Here is an 18,382-nt window from a genome sequence, read left to right as displayed (position 1 = left end):
ACACGACCGACGACCCGCCCCCGACGGACCGGAGGGACGCGAACAGTGACGAGACTCGTCGAACTCGAACCGACGAAGTTCGTCCACTTCCTCTCGGACCTCTGGACCCAACGGAACTGGCAGACGAACGCCCAGCCCCGAGGCGAAGGTCGATACCTCGTACAGGGGCAGCGCGGCGACGGCACGAAAGGGCTCATGCTCGTGCTCCCGTCCGTCGAGACGACGGTGGGAACGGGGCACGTCAAGGGGTTCGTCGCGCACGCGAAAAAACGCGGCATCGACACCGTCGTCGTCGCCACGCAGGGCGAGTTCGACGACTCGGTCCGCGGGTTCGCCACGAACCACGACGTGACGCTGCTCGACCGCGAGGAACTCGGCGAGACCGTCGCCGACGAGGGGCTCGAACAGACCGTCAAACAGTACACGGACGGCGACGTGTTCGAGACGGCAGAGGTCGAGTTCGGCCTGCCGTTCGACCTGCCCGAACCGGTCGAGGAGGCGTTGGCGTCGCTCCCGATAGCCGCTCTCCGCGAACGGCTCGCCGGACTCACCGGCGGCGGGGGCGACGGCGGCGATTCTTCGGGCGACTCGCTCCGCGACAGGCTGCCGTCGTCGGTCGACGACCTGAAATCGGGGTCGCCGCCGAGCGTCCGCGTGGTCGTCGTCGCCGTCCTGTTGCTCGTCCTCGCGCTCGGTTCTGTGGCCGCGCTCGGGCCGATGGTGGACGGACTCGGCGGGTCGAGCGGCGGCGGAAGCGGCGTCGCCGTCTCCGCGCTCTCGGGCGCGAGCACCGACTCGGCCGACCTGGTCGCCCGGTGGAACGCGCGGACGGCAGACTCGCTTCAGGTGGGTAACCAAACGTACGCCGCGCCGGAGGGAGAGCGGTTCGTCGTCGTCGGACTCAATGCGACGGCCGCGAGCGGCTCACCCGGGAACCTACCGCAGTCGGCGCTCGTGTTCGAGTCTGACGGCGTCAGCTACGGTCACCAGCCGCTGTCGAACGCGACCGGCTTCGACAACGGCGCGCTGTTCGCTCCCGGCGAGAGCACGCACGTCTGGACCGTCTTCGCCGTGCCGACGAACGCGACCACCGGGACCGTCCTCGTCCAGCCGACGAACGAGGACACCGTGGCGTTCGTCCACGACGACACCGTCTCGACCGACCCGAACGGCGACGACTGAGCGCGGGCGAGTCCGACCCGCCACGGGAATCGCGCACCGACCGCGGCCGCCGCGACGAATTCGACCCTCAATCCTTAATCGGACGACGACCCTAGAGCCGGTATGGCATACCTGCCGTTCCCGTTACAGACCGGTCTCATCACCCCCGAGACGCTTCCGCTGTTGCTCGTGCTCGCGGGTCTCGGCCTGTCACTCGCGGAGGCCATCGCCCCCGGCGCACACTTCGTCGTCCTCGGCGTCGCCCTCCTCGCGGCGGGGCTGGCCGGCCTCCTCATCGCGCCGCTCTCGGGCCCGCTCGCGCTCGCCTTCCTCGTGTTGGTCTTCGGCGCGCTCGCACTCTACGGCTATCGAGAGCTCGATTTCTACGGCGGGAAAGGAGAGGGAAAGACGAGCGACTCGGACGCGTTAACGGGGAAGATGGGGCGCGTCACGGAGCGCGTCACGCCGACCAGCGGCGAGGTCAAACTCGACGAGGGCGGCTTTAACCCCTACTACGCCGCCCGCTCCGTCCACGGCGAACTGGAGGAGGGAACCGAAGTCATCGTCGTCGACCCCGGCGGCGGCAACGTCGTGACCGTCGAGGGAGTCGGCCCCGGCGAAGACGAAATCGACCGCGAACTCGCCCGCGAGCGGGCGCGGCAGCGACGCGAGGAGTCCGCGGAGCGGGAAGAAGAACTCGAACGAGAGGGCACCGAAGGCGTCTGATCGGCGGCCGCCGCACGCCAACCGGCGCGGTTCGGGCCGACTACGCCCTCGTCGCCGCCGAAATCGTCCGACGTGACGGCCGCACCACACGAATACTTATCATTCGTCCAACCCAACACGGGCGTATGGACTTACTTGCCCTCCAGGCGGGACTGGGCATCGGAGGCGTCGTCGTCGGCCTCCTCGTGCTCGTCCTCGCCATCGTGACGGTGTATCAGATGGTCGAAATCGTGGACGCCTACGAGAAGAAGGCGCTCACGGTGTTCGGGGAGTACCGACGCCTCCTCGAACCGGGTATCAACTTCATCCCGCCGTTCGTCTCTCGGACCTACGCGTTCGACATGCGGACCCAGACGCTCGACGTGCCCCGACAGGAAGCCATCACGCGCGACAACTCGCCGGTGACCGCCGACGCCGTCGTCTACATCAAGGTGATGGACGCGAAGAAGGCGTTCCTCGAGGTCGACAACTACAAGCGCGCCGTCTCCAACCTCGCCCAGACGACCCTCCGGGCCGTCCTCGGCGACATGGAACTCGACGACACGCTCAACAAGCGCCAGGAGATCAACGCGCGCATCCGCAAGGAACTCGACGAGCCGACCGACGAGTGGGGCGTCCGCGTGGAGTCCGTCGAAGTCCGCGAGGTCAACCCCAGCGCCGACGTGCAGCAGGCGATGGAACAACAGACCTCCGCCGAGCGCCGCCGCCGCGCCATGATTCTCGAAGCGCAGGGTGAGCGACGCTCCGCCGTCGAGACCGCGGAGGGTGAAAAGCAGTCGAACATCATCCGCGCGCAGGGTGAAAAGCAGTCGCAGATTCTCGAAGCGCAGGGTGACGCAATCTCGACGGTCCTCCGCGCGAAATCCGCCGAGTCGATGGGCGAGCGCGCCATCATCGACAAGGGCATGGAGACGCTCGAACGCATCGGACAGGGCGAGTCGACGACGTTCGTCCTCCCGCAGGAGCTCACGTCGCTCGTCGGCCGCTACGGCAAACAGCTCACCGGCTCCGACGTGCAGGACATGGAAGGCCTCTCCAGCAAGCAGTTCGACGAGGAGACCCGCGAACTCATCGGGCTCGACGACATCGAGGAGATTCTCGGCCAGATAGACCAGGCCGCCGAGATGGACGTCGAACAGCTCGAACAGGAAGCCGAAGCCATCAAGGCGGGCGCGGAGGTCAACGACATCAAGTCGCCCGACGAGGTCATCGCCGAGGCCGACGAGGAAGAAGAACCCATCAAGTCGTCCGACGAGGTCGTCGCCGAAAGCGAGGGCGCCGACGGCGCGGCCGCGACCGGCGGGTCGTCGGACACGGAGACCGCGAGCAACGGGCAACCGGCCGCCGACGAGGACGGCGACGACGACGAAAGCGAGATGTCCTTCGAGAAGGACCTCGAATAGTCGCGTCGGCCGACCGTCCCGGATTCGGACGGGTGTAAATGCCGAAGCCCTTTTCTTCGCGCCGTCTCGTATGTGGGAGTAGATGTCGAACCGCCGGGTAGACGAAGACAAGCGCGCGACCCTCCGTCGGTTCGCCGCGCTCGGGGCCGCCACGCCGCTCGTGGGCCTCGGGGGTGGCGACGACAGCGAGGACGACTCGTCCGGGTCGAGCGACGCGCGGGACGCTATCGTCGGCTACGTCGCGTCCACGCCCGGCGCGCACTTCTCGAAGGTCCGCGACGACCTCAAGTTGGGAACCGGCGAGACGCAGTACCACCTCCGAAACCTCGTCGACGATGACACGCTCGAAGTGCGCCGCGACGGCGACTACAAGCGATTTTTCCCCGCGAGTCGGTTCTCCGAGTTCGAGCAGGTCGCGCTCGGCTATCTCCGCCGTGACACGCCGCGCGGGATGCTCGTTCACCTGCTTCGCGACCCCGACGCGACGGGGAGCGAACTCGCCGACCGCCTCGGCGTCTCGCGGGCGACGGTGAGCACGTACGCGAAGAAACTCGACGCCGTGGGGCTCCTCTCGCGCGAGGACGGCTACGCGGTCCGCAACCCCGAGACGGTCATCACGCTCCTGATTCGCTACGCCGACTCCTTCGGCTCCGACGCCGCGGCGTTCGCCGACGACGCGGCCGAACTCATCCGGTTCGACCCCTGACGAGGTCGGACGAGTCGAGGCCGGCAGTCGAGACGGGCGATTGACGCTGTACCATGTGACGGTTCCGTGTCCGTTCCGACTCGTAGCGGCGGCGCTGGGACGCGAGAAAACCCGAAAAAACGGGGATGGAACGACGTGTGGGTGGGAGACGACGGCGTTCCGGGTGGGGTGGCGCGATGGAGGACGCGCCGGGGTGCACGCCGAGGACGGCGTGCGGCGGGGCCTGAGTGAAACGTCAGCGGGGACTCAGACGGTCACCTTCCACGTGGTGCCCGAGGAGTAGCCCCACTTCTCGACGCTCACGTCGAAGTCGCCGTCGAGGATGGGGCGCATGTTCGCGCCGACCTCCTTCGCCGAGAGGTCGAGGTCGTCGGCGATGAGGCGGGACTTGAAGTACGTCTTCGCCCCGGCGTTGGAGCGGAGGTAGTCGAGGATGCGGCGCTGTTTCTCCGAGAGACTGCGGTTGGCGTCGAGGACCTCGCCCTCGACTGCGGTCGCGGAGGCGGTCGTGCTCATACCTACACAGAGAGACGAGACGCCTATCAGGGGTTTGGTACGGGAGCTTAACACGGCGTTGTCTTGCGATTTCAACCGAAAACGAGCCGTCCGGACGGCTCCACCGAGCCGTCGCAGGTACAGTCGCCTAACACCCACGCGGCCCGGACACACCAACGAGGGAACAGGCCGGACGCATCGAAGCGCGTCGGGGCGGGGGCGCGCCGGGGCGCATCGAAGCGGCCGTCGAACACCCGAACGTTCCGAACTGTCCGTCTCACGGACCGTATCTGTTCCAAGACAGAAAATTCATACGCGGATAGCGGCCATACGACGACAATGGGTCGCCCGACAGAACGACGCCCGGCCGCCGCGACCGCGGCCGGCGTCGAAGTGAGCGTCGTCCTCCCCGCCTACAACGAGGCGCGGACCATCGAGAACACGGTCCGCGTCACCGTCGAGACGCTCGAATCGTTCCTCCCCGCCGACGCCTTCGAAGTCATCGTGGCCGAAGACGGCTGCGACGACGAGACGCCGGAGATAGCCGACCGGTTGGCCGCCGAAGACGACCGGATTCGCCACTACCACAGCGACGACCGCCTCGGTCGCGGCGGCGCGCTCGAACGCGCCTTCGAGGCCGCACGCGGCGACACGCTCGTCTACTTCGACACGGACCTCGCCACGGACATGCGACACCTCGAAGAGCTGGTCGAGCGCGTCCGCTCCGGCGAGTACGACGCCGCGACCGGGTCGCGCTGGATGCCCGACCGCGTCGCCGACCGTCCGCGGAAACGCGGCGTGCCGAGTCGCGCCTACAACGGCCTCGTCCGCCTGTTTCTCCGCTCGGACCTCCGCGACCACCAGTGCGGCTTCAAGGCGTTCAGCCGCGAGGCGTTCGAGGCGCTCCGCGACGACGTAGAGGACAACCACTGGTTTTGGGACACGGAGATGCTCGTCCGCGCCCAGCGCGCGGGCTTTCGGGTCGCCGAGTTCCCCGTCGACTGGGAGCCGAAAGGCGACACGAAAGTCGACCTCGTCCGCGACATCCTCGGGATGGGAAGCCAGATCCTCCGGACGTGGTGGCAGCTCACGGTCCGGCCCCGCATCACCCGCCGGGTGACCATCGTCGCCGGCCTGCTTTTGACCGTCCTCGCGCTCGCGCTGATGACGCTCTACATCGACCCCTCGGAAGTCATCACGGTCCTCGGCGACGCCGACCCCGCGCTCGTCGCGGCGGCCGCGATAATCTACGTCGTCTCGTGGCCGCTCCGGGGGATTCGCTACCGCGACATCCTCGCCGAACTCGGCTACCGCGAGAAGGCGGGGTTCCTCACGGGGGCGATATTCATCAGTCAGACCGGGAACCTCGTGTTCCCCGCCCGCGCGGGCGACGCCGTGCGCGCCTACGTCGTGAAGGCGCGCCGGAACATCCCGTATCCCTCGGGCTTCGCGTCGCTCGCGGTCGAGCGCGTCTTCGACCTGCTCACCATCGCGGGGCTCGCGGGCGTCGTCCTCGTCGGCCTCGCGGCGACCGGCGGCCTCGACGACATCGCCACGGTGCTCGCGACCGGCGTGAGCGGCGGCACGGTCGACGTGTCCGCCGACGACGTGCGAACCGTCGCCTACGTCGCCACGGGCGTCGGCGTCGTCGCCATCCTCGGCGTCATCGGTATCGCGCTGTCGGCCCGCGCGGACCGGAACGTCGTCCGGGCGTTCGTCGGCCGGTTCTCGTCGGACTCCTACGTCGAACTCGTCGCGGGCGTCATCGAGCAGTTCGTCTCCGACCTGCAGGCGGTCGCCGGCAACCGCGCCGCCTTCGGCCGCGTCGGCCTGACGAGCCTCGCCATCTGGACCGTCGACGTGGTGACGGCCGTCGTCGTCCTGCTCGCGCTCGGCGTCGACATCGACCCCGTCGTCCTCGTCGGCGTCTCGTTTTTCGCCGTGAGCGTCGGCAACCTCGCGAAGGTGCTTCCGCTCTCGCCCGGCGGCGTCGGCCTCTACGAAATCGCCTTCACGGTGTTCATGGCCGCCCTCGCGCCGATTACGCCCGCCGCCGCGCTCGCCGCGGCGGTCCTCGACCACGCCGTCAAAAACGCCGTCACCATCGTCGGCGGCGTCGCGTCGATGCTGTCGCTCAACGTCTCGTTGACGACCGCGGTCGAAGAGAGCGCCGACGTGCGCGACCGCGAGCACGAACTCGCCGAGTCGGAGTAACGGAGCGACTCAGTACAGTTCACACCGGAAGGGCGCGAACGCGCCCGTCACGGCCGATTCGAGCGCGTCGGTTCGGGTGAGCCGGCCGCCGGTGAACACGCCGGCCGCGCCCTCGTTTTTCGCGATGTCGTCGGTGCCGAGCACGTCGTCCATCACCGGCCCGAGTTCCTCGCCCGCGTCGATGCGGTCCGCGATGCGGTCGGGGAGCGCAAGGCTCGGGCCCGCCGCGCGACCGACGCGCTCGCCGTCGGTCACGGCCGCCCACATCACGAGATACGTGTCCCGCCCGTCGGTGCCGTCGCCGGTCGGGAAGGTCGCGACGCCGCCTTCGATGCCGACGCCGAAGTCGTAGTCGCCCGCGTCGAGGGCTCGTTCCGCGCGGGTGACCGCACCCGCGATGGTCTCGTCGTTTCCCGTCGGCTGTTCGGAGACGCCGGAGTCGACGGCGACCGCCGCCACGGAGGCGTCGGGGCAGGTTCGTTCGACCGCGCGCCGCTTCACCGGGTTGCCGCTTCCGACCGCGATGTCCATGTCGATAGCGCGTCGCCCGGTTATTTCCCTTCGTCGGATTCGGTCGCGGTCGTGCCCGACCACGGCTCGGGGAGGTCGGCGTCGGGGTGCAGCAGTCTCGCGAGGCGGTCGACGCCGGAGACGACGGCGGGGCTCGGCTGATTGAGAAGCGAGTCGTCAACGGCGTGGACCGCGGCGTCGAGGTTCCACCCGCGGGCCTCGAACGCCTCGGGGTCGCCGCGTTCGCCCTTCCCGCAGGGGTGGAGAACCACGTGGTCGGGGTCGGCGGCCGCGACGGTCTCGGGGTCGACTTCGGCGGACCGCTCGCCGGGCGCGACGAACGGGGCAGAGCCGCCGGCGGCGCGGACGAGGTCGGGGACCCAGTTGCCGGCGGCCATCGGCGGGTCGGCCCACTCCTCGCAGTAGACGGTCGAGTGGTCGCGGTCGGCGACCGCGTCGGCGACGCGGGCGAGGTGGTCGCGGCAGTCCTCGGCGAGCGTCGCGCCGGCGCTGGCGTCGCCCGCGGCGTCGCAGACGACGGGAAACGAGTCGAACACCTCGGCGAGCGTCGCGGGCGCGACGTGGAACACGTCGTAGCCGCGGTCGCGGGCCGCCGCCGCGACGTCCGACTGGAGGTCGTCGCAGGTGCAGACGGCGTCGGCGTCGAGTTCGTCGACTCGGTCGAAATCTGGGTTCAGCCAGCCGCCGACGACCGGCTTGTCGGTCGGCGAGTGAACGGTCGCCCCGACGACGTGAGCGTCGAGACCGGCGGCATCGAGGATGGCCGTCGCGCTCGGCGCGAGCGAGACGACGCGGGGGTGGGCGGCCATGCGTAGTCGTGGCAACGCCCCTTCGAGAAAAGTATGTATCGCGTCACGGTCGGCGAGAAGCCGCCGCTGAGTGACCGGTGAATCGCCGAATCCCTCACGAACCTCAATTGTCCGTGTGACCGTCTCACACGTACAAACGACGCCGCTGGCCGAAAGCGATACCAAACCATTTATGCGGTCGTCTGCGGTTGCTGGTGTTACGGACAGCATCCGGGTTCTAGCCGCCTCTAACCACCCCCTCCCGGAGCACCCGCCGTCGTATCCATGAGTGAACGAATCTGGACCCGAAACCCCGGCGCACAGGAGCAGGAACGAAACACGCAGAACGGCCGACAGGAGGCCGAAACCGAACAGGAAGACACGAAGGGCGACACGCTGCAGTGTCCCGAGTGTGGCGGTCACGTCGTCACCGACGACGAACACGGTGAGACCGTCTGTAACGACTGCGGCCTCGTCGTGACCGCGGACTCCGTCGACCGCGGCCCCGAGTGGCGCGCGTTCGACGCCCGCGAGAAAGACGAGAAGTCCCGCGTCGGCGCGCCGACGACCAACACGATGCACGACAAGGGCCTGTCGACGAACATCGACTGGCGCGACCGCGACGCGTACGGGAACTCCCTCGGCGCGCGCCAGCGCCAGAAGATGCAGCGGCTCCGTAAGTGGAACGAGCGGTTCCGCACCCGCGACTCCAAAGAGCGCAACCTCAAGCAGGCGCTCGGCGAAATCGACCGCATGGCCTCCGCGCTCGGCCTGCCCGAGAACGTCCGCGAGACGGCGTCGGTCATCTACCGCCGCGCGCTCGACGACGACCTCCTGCCCGGCCGCTCCATCGAGGGCGTCGCCACGTCGTGTACCTACGCCGCCGCCCGCATGGCCGGCGTCCCACGCTCGCTCGACGAAATCGCGGAGGTCTCGCGCGTCGAGAAGAGCGAGGTCGCCCGCACCTACCGCTACATCGCCCGCGAACTCTCGCTGGAGGTCAAGCCCGCCGACCCCGAGCAGTACGTCCCGCGGTTCGCCAGCGAACTCGGCCTCTCCGACGAGTCGAAGATGCGCGCGCGCCAACTCCTGAAGAACGCCAAGGAGAAGGGCGTCCACTCGGGTAAGTCGCCGGTCGGCCTGGCCGCCGCCGCCGTCTACGCCGCCGCCCTCCTCACCAACGAGAAGACCACGCAGGCCGCCGTCAGCGACGTGGCCGACATCTCCGAGGTCACCATCCGCAACCGCTACCACGAGCTCCTCGAAGCCGAGGAGAACCTCGGCCTCGTCTGAGCACGCGCCGGACGACCGCGCCGGACGGCGGTTCGAATCGGACGAGACGACTCGATTTTCGGTTATTCGCTCATCAGCGGCGGCGCTGGTCGGGACGAGTGGCCGGCCGGAGCTTCGAACCGCGCGACCGCGACGCGGGACCGACCGGCTCCGTACCGAGGCGAAGGGTTTTGTTTCGGGGCGAACACGTCCGTACGATGCGCACGACTCACGCCCTCACGGTGGGCGACGCCGCCGACACCGGACTCGCCGACGAGAGCGTGAACCTCGTCGTCACGTCGCCGCCGTACCCCATGATAGAGATGTGGGACGACCTCTTTTCGGCGCGCGACGACGCCATCGCGGCGGCGCTCGACGAGGGCGACGGCGACGCGGCGTTCGAGGCGATGCACGAGCAGCTCGACGCCGTCTGGGACGAGGTGGCCCGCGTGCTCGCCCCCGGCGGGCTGGCTTGCGTGAACGTCGGCGACGCGACCCGGAGCCTCGACGGGTCGTTTCGCCAGTACCCCAACCACGCCCGCGTGCTCACCGCGCTCGGCGAGCGCGGGCTGACGCCGCTTCCGGACGCCGTCTGGCGCAAGCCGACCAACAGTCTGACGAAGTTCATGGGGTCGGGAACGCTTCCGACGAACGCCTACGTCACGCTCGAACACGAGTACGTGCTTGTGGTCCGCAAGGGCGAAGCGCGGTCGTTCCCGCCGGGCGACGACCGGCGCTACGAGAGCGCCTTCTTCTGGGAGGAGCGAAACCGCTGGTTCTCCGACCTCTGGGAGTTCGGCGGAACCGACCAGCGCCTCGATTCGGGCACTAGAGAGCGCTCGGCGGCGTTCCCCGTCGAGCTTCCGCTCCGGCTGATTCGGATGTACTCCGTCTACGGCGACACCGTCTTCGACCCCTTCGCCGGGACCGGGACGACGACGCTCGCGGCCATGCTCGCGGGCCGAAACTCGGTCGGCTACGACCTCGACGCCGACCTCGTCTCCGGGTTCGAAACGCGGCTCGACGACCTCCCGGAACGCTCGCGCGCGGAGGTCGAACGCCGGCTCGACGACCACCGGGAGTTCGTCGCCGACCGCGACGAGCGCCCCGGCCACGACGCCGAGCACTACGACTTCCCGGTCGTGACGAAACAGGAGCGTCGCATCCGTCTGTACCGCGTGTCGTCGGTCGAGGCGTCGGCCGACGGGTCGGACCGCGAGTTCGTCGTCGAACACGAACCGCACGACGGACCCGGGGCAGCCAACGCCGCGGGAACGCCGCCGACTTCGGAAGACGCGCAGACGACCGACTAACCTCGAAACGCTCTAATCAGGGGTGTTCGAACGCGTACGGTCAGGATTCGGTTCGGTTGACTGACTATCCGATAATCCAGACGTTTAAGAGTGCGGACGACGACGCCAACGAACAATGCCCGATGCTCGTCGTCGCGCGTTCGTCGCAGCCCTCGTCGGCGTGGTTGGTGCCTCGCTCGGAATCGCCGGGGCGGGCCACGTCTACCTCCGCGAGTGGCGACGTGCGATTGCGTGGTTCACCTTCGTCGTCGGCGCGGGGCTGGTGTTGCTCTCGACGTTCGCCGACCCGGCGACCGTGACCGTGGACTCGGTTCCGAGAGAGGTGCTGATTCCCGTCCTCGGACTGCTGTTCCTGAGCGCGCTCGACGCCTACCGCGTCGGGATTCGCCCCCGCGGCCGCAACGCGAACGGCGAGCCGACCTGTCCGGTCTGCGGCGGCGAACTCGACCGAAACCTCGACTTCTGTCCGTGGTGTGCGACGGAACTCGAATGGTACACGGTCGAAACATAAAGGCGCTCCCGTCGGCGGCCCGCCTCGAAAAAACGGTTCTCCGGAATTACTTCTCGATGATGCTCTCTTCGACGGCCTCGCCGAAGTGGCGAGCCGTGTCCTCGTAGTAGATGAGCATCTCGTCGCCGGGTTCGAGGTCCGTGACCGCGGTTCGTCCCTCGCGGGTGTGAACCTTGATGGTCTCGGCGTTCTGCAGGAGCGTGGTGACGCGGTCGCCCTCGTAGTCGGCGGAGATTCGGAACATCGGTCGCTTTTCTATCTTCACGCGCCCGACGATGGCCTCGCGGGTGTTCCCGTTCGTGTCGATGAGCTGCACCTCGTCGCCGCTTTCGAGTTCGGAGAGGTAGACGGTGCCGCCGTCGGGAGTCCGCGCGTAGGCGTGGACCGCGCCGGCGTTGACCCTGAACGGCCGAGACGCGACGTACGGGGATTTCGCCGTCTCGGCGTGGACAAAGAAAAGGCCGCGAGCCATCGAGCCGACGAGCATCCCCTCGTCGTGGTCCATGATGGTGCCCGTGTCGACGCAGACGCGGTCGGCCATGCCCGTGCGTTCGACCTCCGTGACCTCGGCCCAGACGAGGTCGAGCGACTCGCGTTCGGCCTCGTCGCGGACCTCGACGGTCTTTCGAATCTCGTCGGGGTCGTCGCTGTCGAGGAGGACGCCGTCGGAGCCGAGTTCGAGCGTCTCGAAGGCGGTTTTGGCCTCCTCGGCGGTCGTGACGCCAGCGATAAGGTCGGTCTCGTCGCCGATGCGGGCGATGAGGTTCTCCAGCGGGATGATGGTCCAGTCCTCACCGATGACGATAGTGTAGTCGCCGTCGCGAGCGGCCTCCTCGGCGAACGCCTCGTAGTCCTTACTCAGGATGCGGACGTACGACCCGTTTGCGAGGTCGTCGCCGCGGCGGAGCGTCGTCAAGTCGGCAGAACCGGAGAAGTCGGAGGGGAGTTCGACGGTCGCGTCGCCCTCGCCGTCCTTGCCGACGATGTAGGCGTCGGCGAGCGCCTCGGGGTCCGCGTCGTCTTCTTCCGCTTCCATCACGTGGACGTCGGCGTCGGTCCGAAACGCGGCGATGTTGACGTCGCCGAGTTCGCGCACCTTCTCGACGTCGGCCTCGTCGACGAGAACCCAGTCGACGCCGGCTTCCAGTCCGGCCGTGATGCGTCGCTTCCGCGTCTCCCAGTCGCCGACCGCGTCGTCGGCTTTGAGCCAGACGCTTCGTGTCATTATCGACTTCACTCGGTGGGTGGGCTTGAACGTGGCGAATGAATCAACGGACGGCGAACGGGTCCCGGCGGGTCGGTGCGGCCGCACCCCGCCAATTCTATATCGCGCTATACGATTTATTTTAGGTATCCGGTCCCAACTTCGAGGTTGAACGACCGATTCGAACGCGCTGACGCGAACCCGAGACTTCGGGCTGTTGGGTCCGGAAAACGGGTTCGTAGAGCACACGGTGGTTACGGCCGAGTTCGGAGGGTAACTCCCGCGGTCGAATCGAAGACTTCGACCGGGGGTGTCGAGTCCAAAACCCGCTCTGATAGGACGATGACTGAGACGCAGTTCGGAACGAAATTTCGCGGTCAAACCGGTTGTGATGCCCGAACCTCCGACGGGTTGGGAGACGAGTTCGACCGGGCTGTCGCGGTACTGACTCACAGACACAGAATAGGTCGGAACCGTACACGCACCACCCGACATTCCGCACGAAACTCCGGGGGTAAGTGGGAAAGACGCACGTCCGTCGTCCGTCGCCGTCATCGACAGAGGACCGGTGACGCAGGTCGCGTTTCGGGAACGGTACGCCGTCGCCGACGCAGAAAGACGGAGCAATCGAATGCGGGCCCGAATCCGTTGGACCGTTCGGCGAGCGCCGGGGAAGTCGAACTGTGTTGGGTTCGACCGAGAGTCGTCGAGAAATACTACCCGCGCGCGGCGTTTCCCGACCAAATCGAAGCTCGATAAACCAGTTACGGCGATATAAAATCAGTCAGAACGCGTCAAGCCCCGTCTGGACTGCGCCGCGCTCGTGGTCGAGGAGCGCGCGCTTCAGTTCGACGCCGCCAGCGGCGGAGAAGCCGCCGAGGGAGTCCGCTCCGACGACGCGGTGACACGGGACGACGAGCGGGACCGGGTTCCGCCCGCAGGCCTGGCCGACGGCGACCGCGTGGCTGTCGAGTTCGGCCGCGACCTCGCCGTAGGTTCGCGTCTCGCCGTACGGAATCGACGCCATGACGCGCATCACCTCGCCGGTGAACGAGTCGGGAAACCGAACGTCCGCGTCGAACTCGCGGCGCTCCCCGCGTTCGTACTCGGCGAGCTGTGTTCGGAGCGAGTCGGTCGAACATCCGAGAAGTCGTTCGTCCACGGCGACCGCGAACTCCCACATCGTGACGCGCATGCTCGGGGTTCGCGCTCGGCGGGTATCTATCTGTAGGCTGGATGCCGAAGGAAGCCGAAAACAGAAACGTCGTCCGAAGAGGGCCGCGTTACGCTTCGATACCGAGGCCGGCGCGTTCGAGGGCCGTATCGGCGTCGGCGTCGTCGTGGATGACGGCGCTCACGGCGCGGGTGATGGCTTCGGGGTTCTCGTGTTGGAAGATGGAACGGCCCATCGAGACGCCGGCCGCGCCGGCGTCCATCGTGCCGCGGACCATCTCGACCGTCTCGCGGTCGGTACCGCGGCTCCCGCCGGCGATGACGACCGGCAGGCGCGTGGCCTCGACGACGCGGCCGAAGGAGTCTGCGTCGCCGCTGTAGGCCGTCTTCACCACGTCGGCACCGACTTCCTCGGCGAGGCGAACGGCGTGGGCGAGCGCCTCGGGGTCCTGTTCGTCGATGCCGGGGCCGCGGGCGTAGGACATCGCGAGGACGGGCACGCCGAAGTCGGCGGCGCGGGAACAGAGGTCGGCGAGCTGGGTCATCTGGTCGGGCTCGTAGTTCGAGCCGACGTTGATGTGGAAGGAGACGGCGTCGGCACCGACGCGGAGGGCGTCTTCGACGGTACCGGTGAGTCGCTTGTCGTTTTCGTCCGGGCCGATGACGGTCGAGCCGTTGACGTGGACGATGTATCCTTTGCCGTTTTTGTTCGGGTGGACGCGCGGGGCCGTGCCCTTGTGCGTGAGGACGGCGTCAGCGCCGCCGCGCGTGATGCCGTCGATGGTGGATTCGATGTCGACGAGGCCCGTGACCGGGCCGAGGGTGATGCCGTGGTCCATCGGGACGATGAGGTATCGCCCGTCTGTGGAGATGCGTTCGAGTCGTGCGGAGAGTCCGATGTCTGTGTTCATGTATGAGAAAGGGTGGCAGAGCAGTTATGTGCGTTCCGGATGCGGTGGGCGTTGCGAGGCGCCAGCCACTGCACCTTCTTTCAACTCGCGGGCGAGCGTTTCGAGGCGGTCGGCGACCGTCTCGGCGTCGTCGCCGTTCTCGTGGCCGTCGGCGACGTCGTCAGACGCAGTCTGACGGGCTGCCGAAGTTCCTTCGGCAACGATGTCCACGAGCGCGCTGCCGACGATGATGCCGTCAGCGCCGCTCGCGACGATGCGCTCTGCGTGGTCGCCGCTGCTGATACCGAAGCCGACCGCCTTGGGCACGTCGTAGTCGGCGAGTCGTTCGAGCGACGAGCCGGTCTGGTCGGAGACGCTCGACTGCGCGCCCGTCGTGCCGAGGCGCGCCTGCACGTAGACGTAGCCCGAGACCTGTTCCATCATGCGGTCGAGGCGCTCGCCGCGGGTCGTCGGCGCGACGATGAAGACGAGGTCGAGGCCGAACTCGTCGCAGGCCTCGCGGAGCGGGCCGGCCTCCTCGGCCGGCAGGTCGGGAACGACGAAGCCCTCGATTCCAACCTCGGCCGCCTTCTCGACGAACGGCCGCGGGCCGGGGTCATCTCCGTAGCGGTAGATGAGGTTGTAGTAGGTCATGCAGACCAGCGGCACCGACACGTCGAGGTCCTCGACGAACTCGAAGAAGCGCGTCGGCGTCATGCCGCCTTCGAGCGACCGAACGACCGCGTTCTGGATAGTCGGTCCCTCAGCGATGGGCTCCGAGAACGGAAGCCCGAGTTCGATGATATCCGCGCCGCCGCGTTCGAGCGCCTCGACGTATTTCAGCGAGGACTCGTAGTCGGGGTCGCCGGCGGCGAGGTACGGGATGAACGCCGGTCCGTCGGCGAAGGCGTCTTCGAGCGACATCACAGGCCCCCCGTGAACTCGTCCATGTTCGGCGCGATGTCGATGTCGCGCTCGTAGGTCTCCTCGATGGCCGATTCGAGGTCCTTGTCGCCGCGGCCGGAGACGTTGACGACGACGTACTCGCCGAGGGCGTCCGCCTCCGCCGAGTCGGGCGCGTCGGGACCGACGACCGATTCGAGGTAGCCGAACGCGTGGGCCGACTCCAGCGCGGGGATGATGCCCTCCATCTGCGAGAGCCGGTGGAACGCGGTCAGCGCCTCGTCGTCGTCGACGTTGACGGCGGTGACGCGACCGGTGTCCACGAGATACGCGAGTTCGGGACCGACGCCGGCGTAGTCGAGGCCGGACGACACCGAGTGCGACTCCATAATCTGGCCGTCGCGGTCCTGTAGGAGCCGAGTGCGAGCGCCGTGGAGAATCCCCTCCGACCCGGTCGTGAGCGACGCCGAGTTGGGCGCGACGCCGGCTTCCTCGTCGACTTCGAGCGTCGAGCCGCCGGCCTCGACGGCGTAGAGCGCGGTCTCCTCGTCGTCGACGAACTCGGCGAACGCGCCCATCGTGTTCGAGCCGCCGCCCGCGCAGGCGACGACGGCGTCGGGGAGCCGACCCAACTTCTCTCTGGCCTGCGTGCGGGCCTCCTCGGAGATGACCGACTGGAAGTCTCGGACCATGCTCGGGAACGGGTGCGGGCCGACCACGGAGCCGATGACGTAGTGGGTGTCTTCGACGTTGGTCGCCCAGTCGCGCATCGTCTCGGAGATGGCCTCCTTGAGCGTGCCGCGGCCGACGGTGACGGGGTTCACCTCCGAGCCGTTGAGTTTCATCCGGAAGACGTTGGGTCGCTGGCGGTTGATGTCGCGCTCGCCCATGTAAATCTCGCAGGGCATATCGAGGTGGGCGCAGGCCATCGCCGTGGCGGTGCCGTGCTGGCCCGCGCCGGTCTCTGCGATGATGCGTTCTTTGCCCATGTACTTCGCCAGTAGGACCTGCCCGAGCGCGTTGTTGAGCTTGTGCGCGCCGCCGTGCAGGAGGTCCTCGCGCTTGAGGTAGACCTCGCGGTCGTAGCGCTCGGAGAGTCGGTCCGCGCGCTGGAGGGGCGTCGGCCGCCCGCCGAAGTCCCGCAGTCGCGCGCGGAAGTCGTCCATGAAGCCGTCCTCGTTGTCGAGGACGTACCGCTCGTACGCGTCGGTCAGTTCCTCGATGGCCGGCATGAGGGCCTCGGGAACGTACTGTCCGCCGTAGTCGCCGAATTTGCCGTCTGCGCTCATTGTGTGAGTGTCTCCGTGTTCTGTCGTACGTCGCCGTCCATGATGGCGGTCCCGACGAGGAGGGCGTCGGCACCGGCCTCGCGCATCCGCCGCGCGTCTTCGACCGACTTCACGCCGCTTTCGGCCACGAGGAGCACGTCGTCGGGCGCTTCCGGCGCGAGTTCCTCGAACGTGCCGAGGTCGACTTCGAGTTTCCCGAGGTCGCGGTTGTTGATGCCGATGATGTCGGCTCCGGCCGCGAGCGCCGCCGTCAGTTCCTCGCGGGTGTGGACCTCCACGAGCGGCTGGAAGCCGCGGTCGCGGGCGGCCTCAACGAGGTCGGAGAGGTCCTCGCCGACGAACCGCGCGATGAGGAGCACGAGGTCGGATTCCACGACGTCCAGTTGGGCCTCGTTCATGATGAAGTCCTTGCGGAGGACGGGCACGTCGACGGCCTCCCGGATGCGCCGCAGCGACTCGGCCGAGCCGCCGAAGTGCTCGGGCTCTGTGAGGACCGACAGCGCCGTCGCGCCGCCGGCGACCATCTCGCGGGCCAGTTCGACCGGGTCGTCCTCGCGGACGCCCTCGGTCGTCGGACTCGTGGGCTTCACCTCGGCGATGACCGGGACCCGGCCCGCGGCCTCCGTTTCGGCCACGGCCTCGGGGAACGACTGCGCGTCGACCGACACGCGCGTCTCCCCACCGGGTCGCTCCCGCGCGGCCTCCAAGATGGCGCGCACGTCGGGAGCTAATTCGTCTCCACTAGCGTTCATTGATGTACACTAACGCACGTATCTGTACATAAGACTTGCGCCGGCGGGGACACTCACCGTCTCTCGCGTGCGCGCGGGCGAGAGCGCACCGTCGAAGGGGACGAACCCCACGCCGTCGCCGGAAGGGTCAAGCGTCCGGCGACGGGAGCCGAACGTATGCCCGTCTCGGGAATCTACGCGCGCGAATCGTCCACGCTCGGCCGCCCCGTGCAGGTCGGCGTGGTCAGCGGAAAGGTCATCAACGTCTCGTTTCCGGACTCGCTGCCGGCGGACGCCGAGTCGGAACACGACCACCTCGACGCCGTGTTGGCCGCCATCGACCGGGGCGAGACGGACCTCTCGTCGGTCCCTATCGGTCTGACCGTCCCGACCGACCAGCGGAGCGTGCTGGAGTCGCTTCGGAACGTCCCGCAGGGCGACACGGTCGATGTAGCCCTGCTCGTCCGCATGGCCGGCCTCGACCCCGAGGACGACGACTCGAAGCGCGTCGTGCGCGAGGCGCTCGCGGCCAATCCCGTTCCGGTCGTCGTCCCCGACCACCGCGTGAAAGACGGCCCGAGCGCCGCCCCCGACGACGTGGTCGAAGTGCTCCGGAAGTCGGAAGGAATCTAGTTTTCGCTCGTTGTCGCGGCCGCGGTCACCGCCGCCATCGTCACGGTCATCGTCGCAGTCGCCGGAGTTCAGAAGGGCATCGTGTCGGTCTCCCGGCGGAGCGCGAGGTAGCCGAGCAGGCCGCCGAGGAGGAACAGCGTGCTCGCGAGGCCGACGGACCCGACGCCGGTCGCGAGTTCGGCGAACTGTGAGATGCCCGCGAGGACGAAGCCGCCGCCGGCGACGTACTTGAGTCGGCTGTCGACCGGAATCCTGAGCGTGACGACGCCGAGGAGAATCGCCGTCAGTCCGAAGGCAGCGTCGGCGGCGAGCCGGAGCGTCGGGTTCCCCGTGGCGAACGCCGCGACGACGAGCGCCAGATAGCCGATGAGCCCCGCCTGCGTCAACTGCCGCGTGTCGATATCCATACTGGCTACGCGTGATGCGGGCACTTGAACGC

At 68.1% G+C, this 18,382-nt stretch carries 19 protein-coding genes; 9 read left to right on the top strand and 10 right to left on the bottom strand.

Translation table 11 applies throughout. The features are described 5' to 3' along the window. Positions 1-45: 45 nt before the first annotated feature. The 4 genes from C457_RS04150 to C457_RS04135 all read left to right on the top strand — a co-directional run bounded on the left by C457_RS04150 (position 46) and on the right by C457_RS04135 (position 3,996). Positions 46-1,182, top strand: coding sequence for a restriction endonuclease (locus tag C457_RS04150; protein WP_008092274.1), 1,137 nt, complete (start codon positions 46-48; stop codon positions 1,180-1,182). Positions 1,183-1,284: 102 nt separating this feature from the next. Next, on the top strand, positions 1,285-1,887 hold the full coding sequence (locus C457_RS04145; RefSeq protein WP_008092273.1) for an NfeD family protein: 603 nt from the start codon (positions 1,285-1,287) through the stop codon (positions 1,885-1,887). 125 nt (positions 1,888-2,012) lie between these two features. Continuing rightward, positions 2,013-3,290, top strand: coding sequence for an SPFH domain-containing protein (locus C457_RS04140; protein WP_008092271.1), 1,278 nt, complete (start codon positions 2,013-2,015; stop codon positions 3,288-3,290). A gap of 82 nt (positions 3,291-3,372) precedes the next feature. Then, a complete protein-coding gene (locus tag C457_RS04135; RefSeq protein ID WP_004972642.1) occupies positions 3,373-3,996 on the top strand; it encodes a winged helix-turn-helix transcriptional regulator in 624 nt (207 codons plus the stop codon). Between the two features lie 246 nt (positions 3,997-4,242). On the opposite strand, the gene C457_RS04130 is transcribed toward C457_RS04135, so the two are convergent. Further along, the gene (locus C457_RS04130; protein WP_004972643.1) at positions 4,243-4,512 is read right to left on the bottom strand and encodes a DUF7123 family protein; all 270 of its coding nucleotides are present in this window, start codon (positions 4,510-4,512) and stop codon (positions 4,243-4,245) included. 318 nt (positions 4,513-4,830) lie between these two features. Here C457_RS04130 and aglD point away from each other — a divergent pair, with 318 nt between their 5' ends. Continuing rightward, entirely contained in the window at positions 4,831-6,705 is a 1,875-nt protein-coding gene (gene aglD, locus C457_RS04125) for a flippase domain-containing glycosyltransferase AglD (protein ID WP_008092270.1), read from the top strand. 9 nt (positions 6,706-6,714) lie between these two features. Here aglD and yjjX read toward each other — a convergent pair whose 3' ends face one another. Together yjjX and C457_RS04115 are read right to left on the bottom strand one after the other, a co-directional pair. Continuing rightward, positions 6,715-7,236, bottom strand: a complete 522-nt coding sequence (yjjX, locus tag C457_RS04120; protein ID WP_008092269.1) for an inosine/xanthosine triphosphatase — start codon at positions 7,234-7,236, stop codon at positions 6,715-6,717. A 20-nt stretch (positions 7,237-7,256) separates the two neighbouring features. Continuing rightward, on the bottom strand, positions 7,257-8,045 hold the full coding sequence (locus tag C457_RS04115) for a helical backbone metal receptor (RefSeq protein ID WP_008092268.1): 789 nt from the start codon (positions 8,043-8,045) through the stop codon (positions 7,257-7,259). Between the two features lie 264 nt (positions 8,046-8,309). Between C457_RS04115 and C457_RS04110 the strand changes: the two genes are divergently transcribed. From C457_RS04110 to C457_RS04100, 3 genes are all read left to right on the top strand, one after another. Then, positions 8,310-9,317, top strand: a complete 1,008-nt coding sequence (locus tag C457_RS04110) for a transcription initiation factor IIB (protein ID WP_004971221.1) — start codon at positions 8,310-8,312, stop codon at positions 9,315-9,317. Between the two features lie 197 nt (positions 9,318-9,514). Continuing rightward, complete coding sequence (locus C457_RS04105) at positions 9,515-10,609, top strand: DNA-methyltransferase (RefSeq protein WP_008092266.1); 1,095 nt, start codon at positions 9,515-9,517, stop codon at positions 10,607-10,609. A gap of 115 nt (positions 10,610-10,724) precedes the next feature. Continuing rightward, positions 10,725-11,120, top strand: a complete 396-nt coding sequence (locus tag C457_RS04100) for a DUF7575 domain-containing protein (protein ID WP_008092253.1) — start codon at positions 10,725-10,727, stop codon at positions 11,118-11,120. Positions 11,121-11,166: 46 nt separating this feature from the next. On the opposite strand, the gene C457_RS04095 is transcribed toward C457_RS04100, so the two are convergent. From C457_RS04095 to trpC, 6 genes are all read right to left on the bottom strand, one after another. Next, a complete protein-coding gene (locus tag C457_RS04095; protein WP_004972657.1) occupies positions 11,167-12,345 on the bottom strand; it encodes a 3-dehydroquinate synthase II in 1,179 nt (392 codons plus the stop codon). A gap of 763 nt (positions 12,346-13,108) precedes the next feature. Then, a complete protein-coding gene (locus tag C457_RS04090; protein WP_008092251.1) occupies positions 13,109-13,519 on the bottom strand; it encodes a methylated-DNA--[protein]-cysteine S-methyltransferase in 411 nt (136 codons plus the stop codon). A gap of 88 nt (positions 13,520-13,607) precedes the next feature. Continuing rightward, positions 13,608-14,408 carry a 2-amino-3,7-dideoxy-D-threo-hept-6-ulosonate synthase gene (locus tag C457_RS04085; protein WP_004972661.1) on the bottom strand — a complete coding sequence of 267 codons (801 nt, stop codon included), beginning with the start codon at positions 14,406-14,408 and terminating at the stop codon, positions 13,608-13,610. Between the two features lie 24 nt (positions 14,409-14,432). Beyond that, positions 14,433-15,311, bottom strand: a complete 879-nt coding sequence (gene trpA / locus C457_RS04080) for a tryptophan synthase subunit alpha (RefSeq protein WP_008092248.1) — start codon at positions 15,309-15,311, stop codon at positions 14,433-14,435. Further along, positions 15,311-16,579 carry a tryptophan synthase subunit beta gene (gene trpB, locus C457_RS04075; RefSeq protein WP_008092247.1) on the bottom strand — a complete coding sequence of 423 codons (1,269 nt, stop codon included), beginning with the start codon at positions 16,577-16,579 and terminating at the stop codon, positions 15,311-15,313. The genes trpA and trpB overlap by 1 nt, the downstream gene beginning before the upstream one ends. Beyond that, on the bottom strand, positions 16,576-17,331 hold the full coding sequence (gene trpC / locus C457_RS04070) for an indole-3-glycerol phosphate synthase (protein WP_049913376.1): 756 nt from the start codon (positions 17,329-17,331) through the stop codon (positions 16,576-16,578). Before trpC ends, trpB begins: the two co-directional genes overlap by 4 nt. A gap of 156 nt (positions 17,332-17,487) precedes the next feature. Here trpC and C457_RS04065 point away from each other — a divergent pair, with 156 nt between their 5' ends. Then, on the top strand, positions 17,488-17,943 hold the full coding sequence (locus C457_RS04065) for an MGMT family protein (RefSeq protein ID WP_008092245.1): 456 nt from the start codon (positions 17,488-17,490) through the stop codon (positions 17,941-17,943). A 68-nt stretch (positions 17,944-18,011) separates the two neighbouring features. Here C457_RS04065 and C457_RS04060 read toward each other — a convergent pair whose 3' ends face one another. Continuing rightward, the gene (locus tag C457_RS04060; RefSeq protein ID WP_008092244.1) at positions 18,012-18,350 is read right to left on the bottom strand and encodes a hypothetical protein; all 339 of its coding nucleotides are present in this window, start codon (positions 18,348-18,350) and stop codon (positions 18,012-18,014) included. Between the last annotated feature and the right edge of the window lie 32 nt (positions 18,351-18,382).

The sequence above is a fragment of the Haloferax prahovense DSM 18310 genome (assembly GCF_000336815.1).
GTDB lineage: Archaea > Halobacteriota > Halobacteria > Halobacteriales > Haloferacaceae > Haloferax > Haloferax prahovense.
Note: the sequence above shows the minus strand (reverse complement) of the source record. Positions and strands in the feature narration are given on the sequence as shown.

Bases quoted from the DNA above. Each gene is read 5' to 3' on its own strand.
- C457_RS04145 (WP_008092273.1), top strand. From the start codon at position 1,285: ATGGCATACCTGCCGTTCCCGTTACAGACCGGTCTCATCACCCCCGAG.
- C457_RS04140 (WP_008092271.1), top strand. From the start codon at position 2,013: ATGGACTTACTTGCCCTCCAGGCGGGACTGGGCATCGGAGGCGTCGTC.
- C457_RS04135 (WP_004972642.1), top strand. From the start codon at position 3,373: ATGTCGAACCGCCGGGTAGACGAAGACAAGCGCGCGACCCTCCGTCGG.
- C457_RS04130 (WP_004972643.1), bottom strand. From the start codon at position 4,512: ATGAGCACGACCGCCTCCGCGACCGCAGTCGAGGGCGAGGTCCTCGAC.
- aglD (WP_008092270.1), top strand. From the start codon at position 4,831: ATGGGTCGCCCGACAGAACGACGCCCGGCCGCCGCGACCGCGGCCGGC.
- yjjX (WP_008092269.1), bottom strand. From the start codon at position 7,236: ATGGACATCGCGGTCGGAAGCGGCAACCCGGTGAAGCGGCGCGCGGTC.
- C457_RS04115 (WP_008092268.1), bottom strand. From the start codon at position 8,045: ATGGCCGCCCACCCCCGCGTCGTCTCGCTCGCGCCGAGCGCGACGGCC.
- C457_RS04110 (WP_004971221.1), top strand. From the start codon at position 8,310: ATGAGTGAACGAATCTGGACCCGAAACCCCGGCGCACAGGAGCAGGAA.
- C457_RS04105 (WP_008092266.1), top strand. From the start codon at position 9,515: ATGCGCACGACTCACGCCCTCACGGTGGGCGACGCCGCCGACACCGGA.
- C457_RS04100 (WP_008092253.1), top strand. From the start codon at position 10,725: ATGCCCGATGCTCGTCGTCGCGCGTTCGTCGCAGCCCTCGTCGGCGTG.
- C457_RS04095 (WP_004972657.1), bottom strand. From the start codon at position 12,345: ATGACACGAAGCGTCTGGCTCAAAGCCGACGACGCGGTCGGCGACTGG.
- C457_RS04090 (WP_008092251.1), bottom strand. From the start codon at position 13,519: ATGCGCGTCACGATGTGGGAGTTCGCGGTCGCCGTGGACGAACGACTT.
- C457_RS04085 (WP_004972661.1), bottom strand. From the start codon at position 14,408: ATGAACACAGACATCGGACTCTCCGCACGACTCGAACGCATCTCCACA.
- trpA (WP_008092248.1), bottom strand. From the start codon at position 15,311: ATGTCGCTCGAAGACGCCTTCGCCGACGGACCGGCGTTCATCCCGTAC.
- trpB (WP_008092247.1), bottom strand. From the start codon at position 16,579: ATGAGCGCAGACGGCAAATTCGGCGACTACGGCGGACAGTACGTTCCC.
- trpC (WP_049913376.1), bottom strand. From the start codon at position 17,331: ATGAACGCTAGTGGAGACGAATTAGCTCCCGACGTGCGCGCCATCTTG.
- C457_RS04065 (WP_008092245.1), top strand. From the start codon at position 17,488: ATGCCCGTCTCGGGAATCTACGCGCGCGAATCGTCCACGCTCGGCCGC.
- C457_RS04060 (WP_008092244.1), bottom strand. From the start codon at position 18,350: ATGGATATCGACACGCGGCAGTTGACGCAGGCGGGGCTCATCGGCTAT.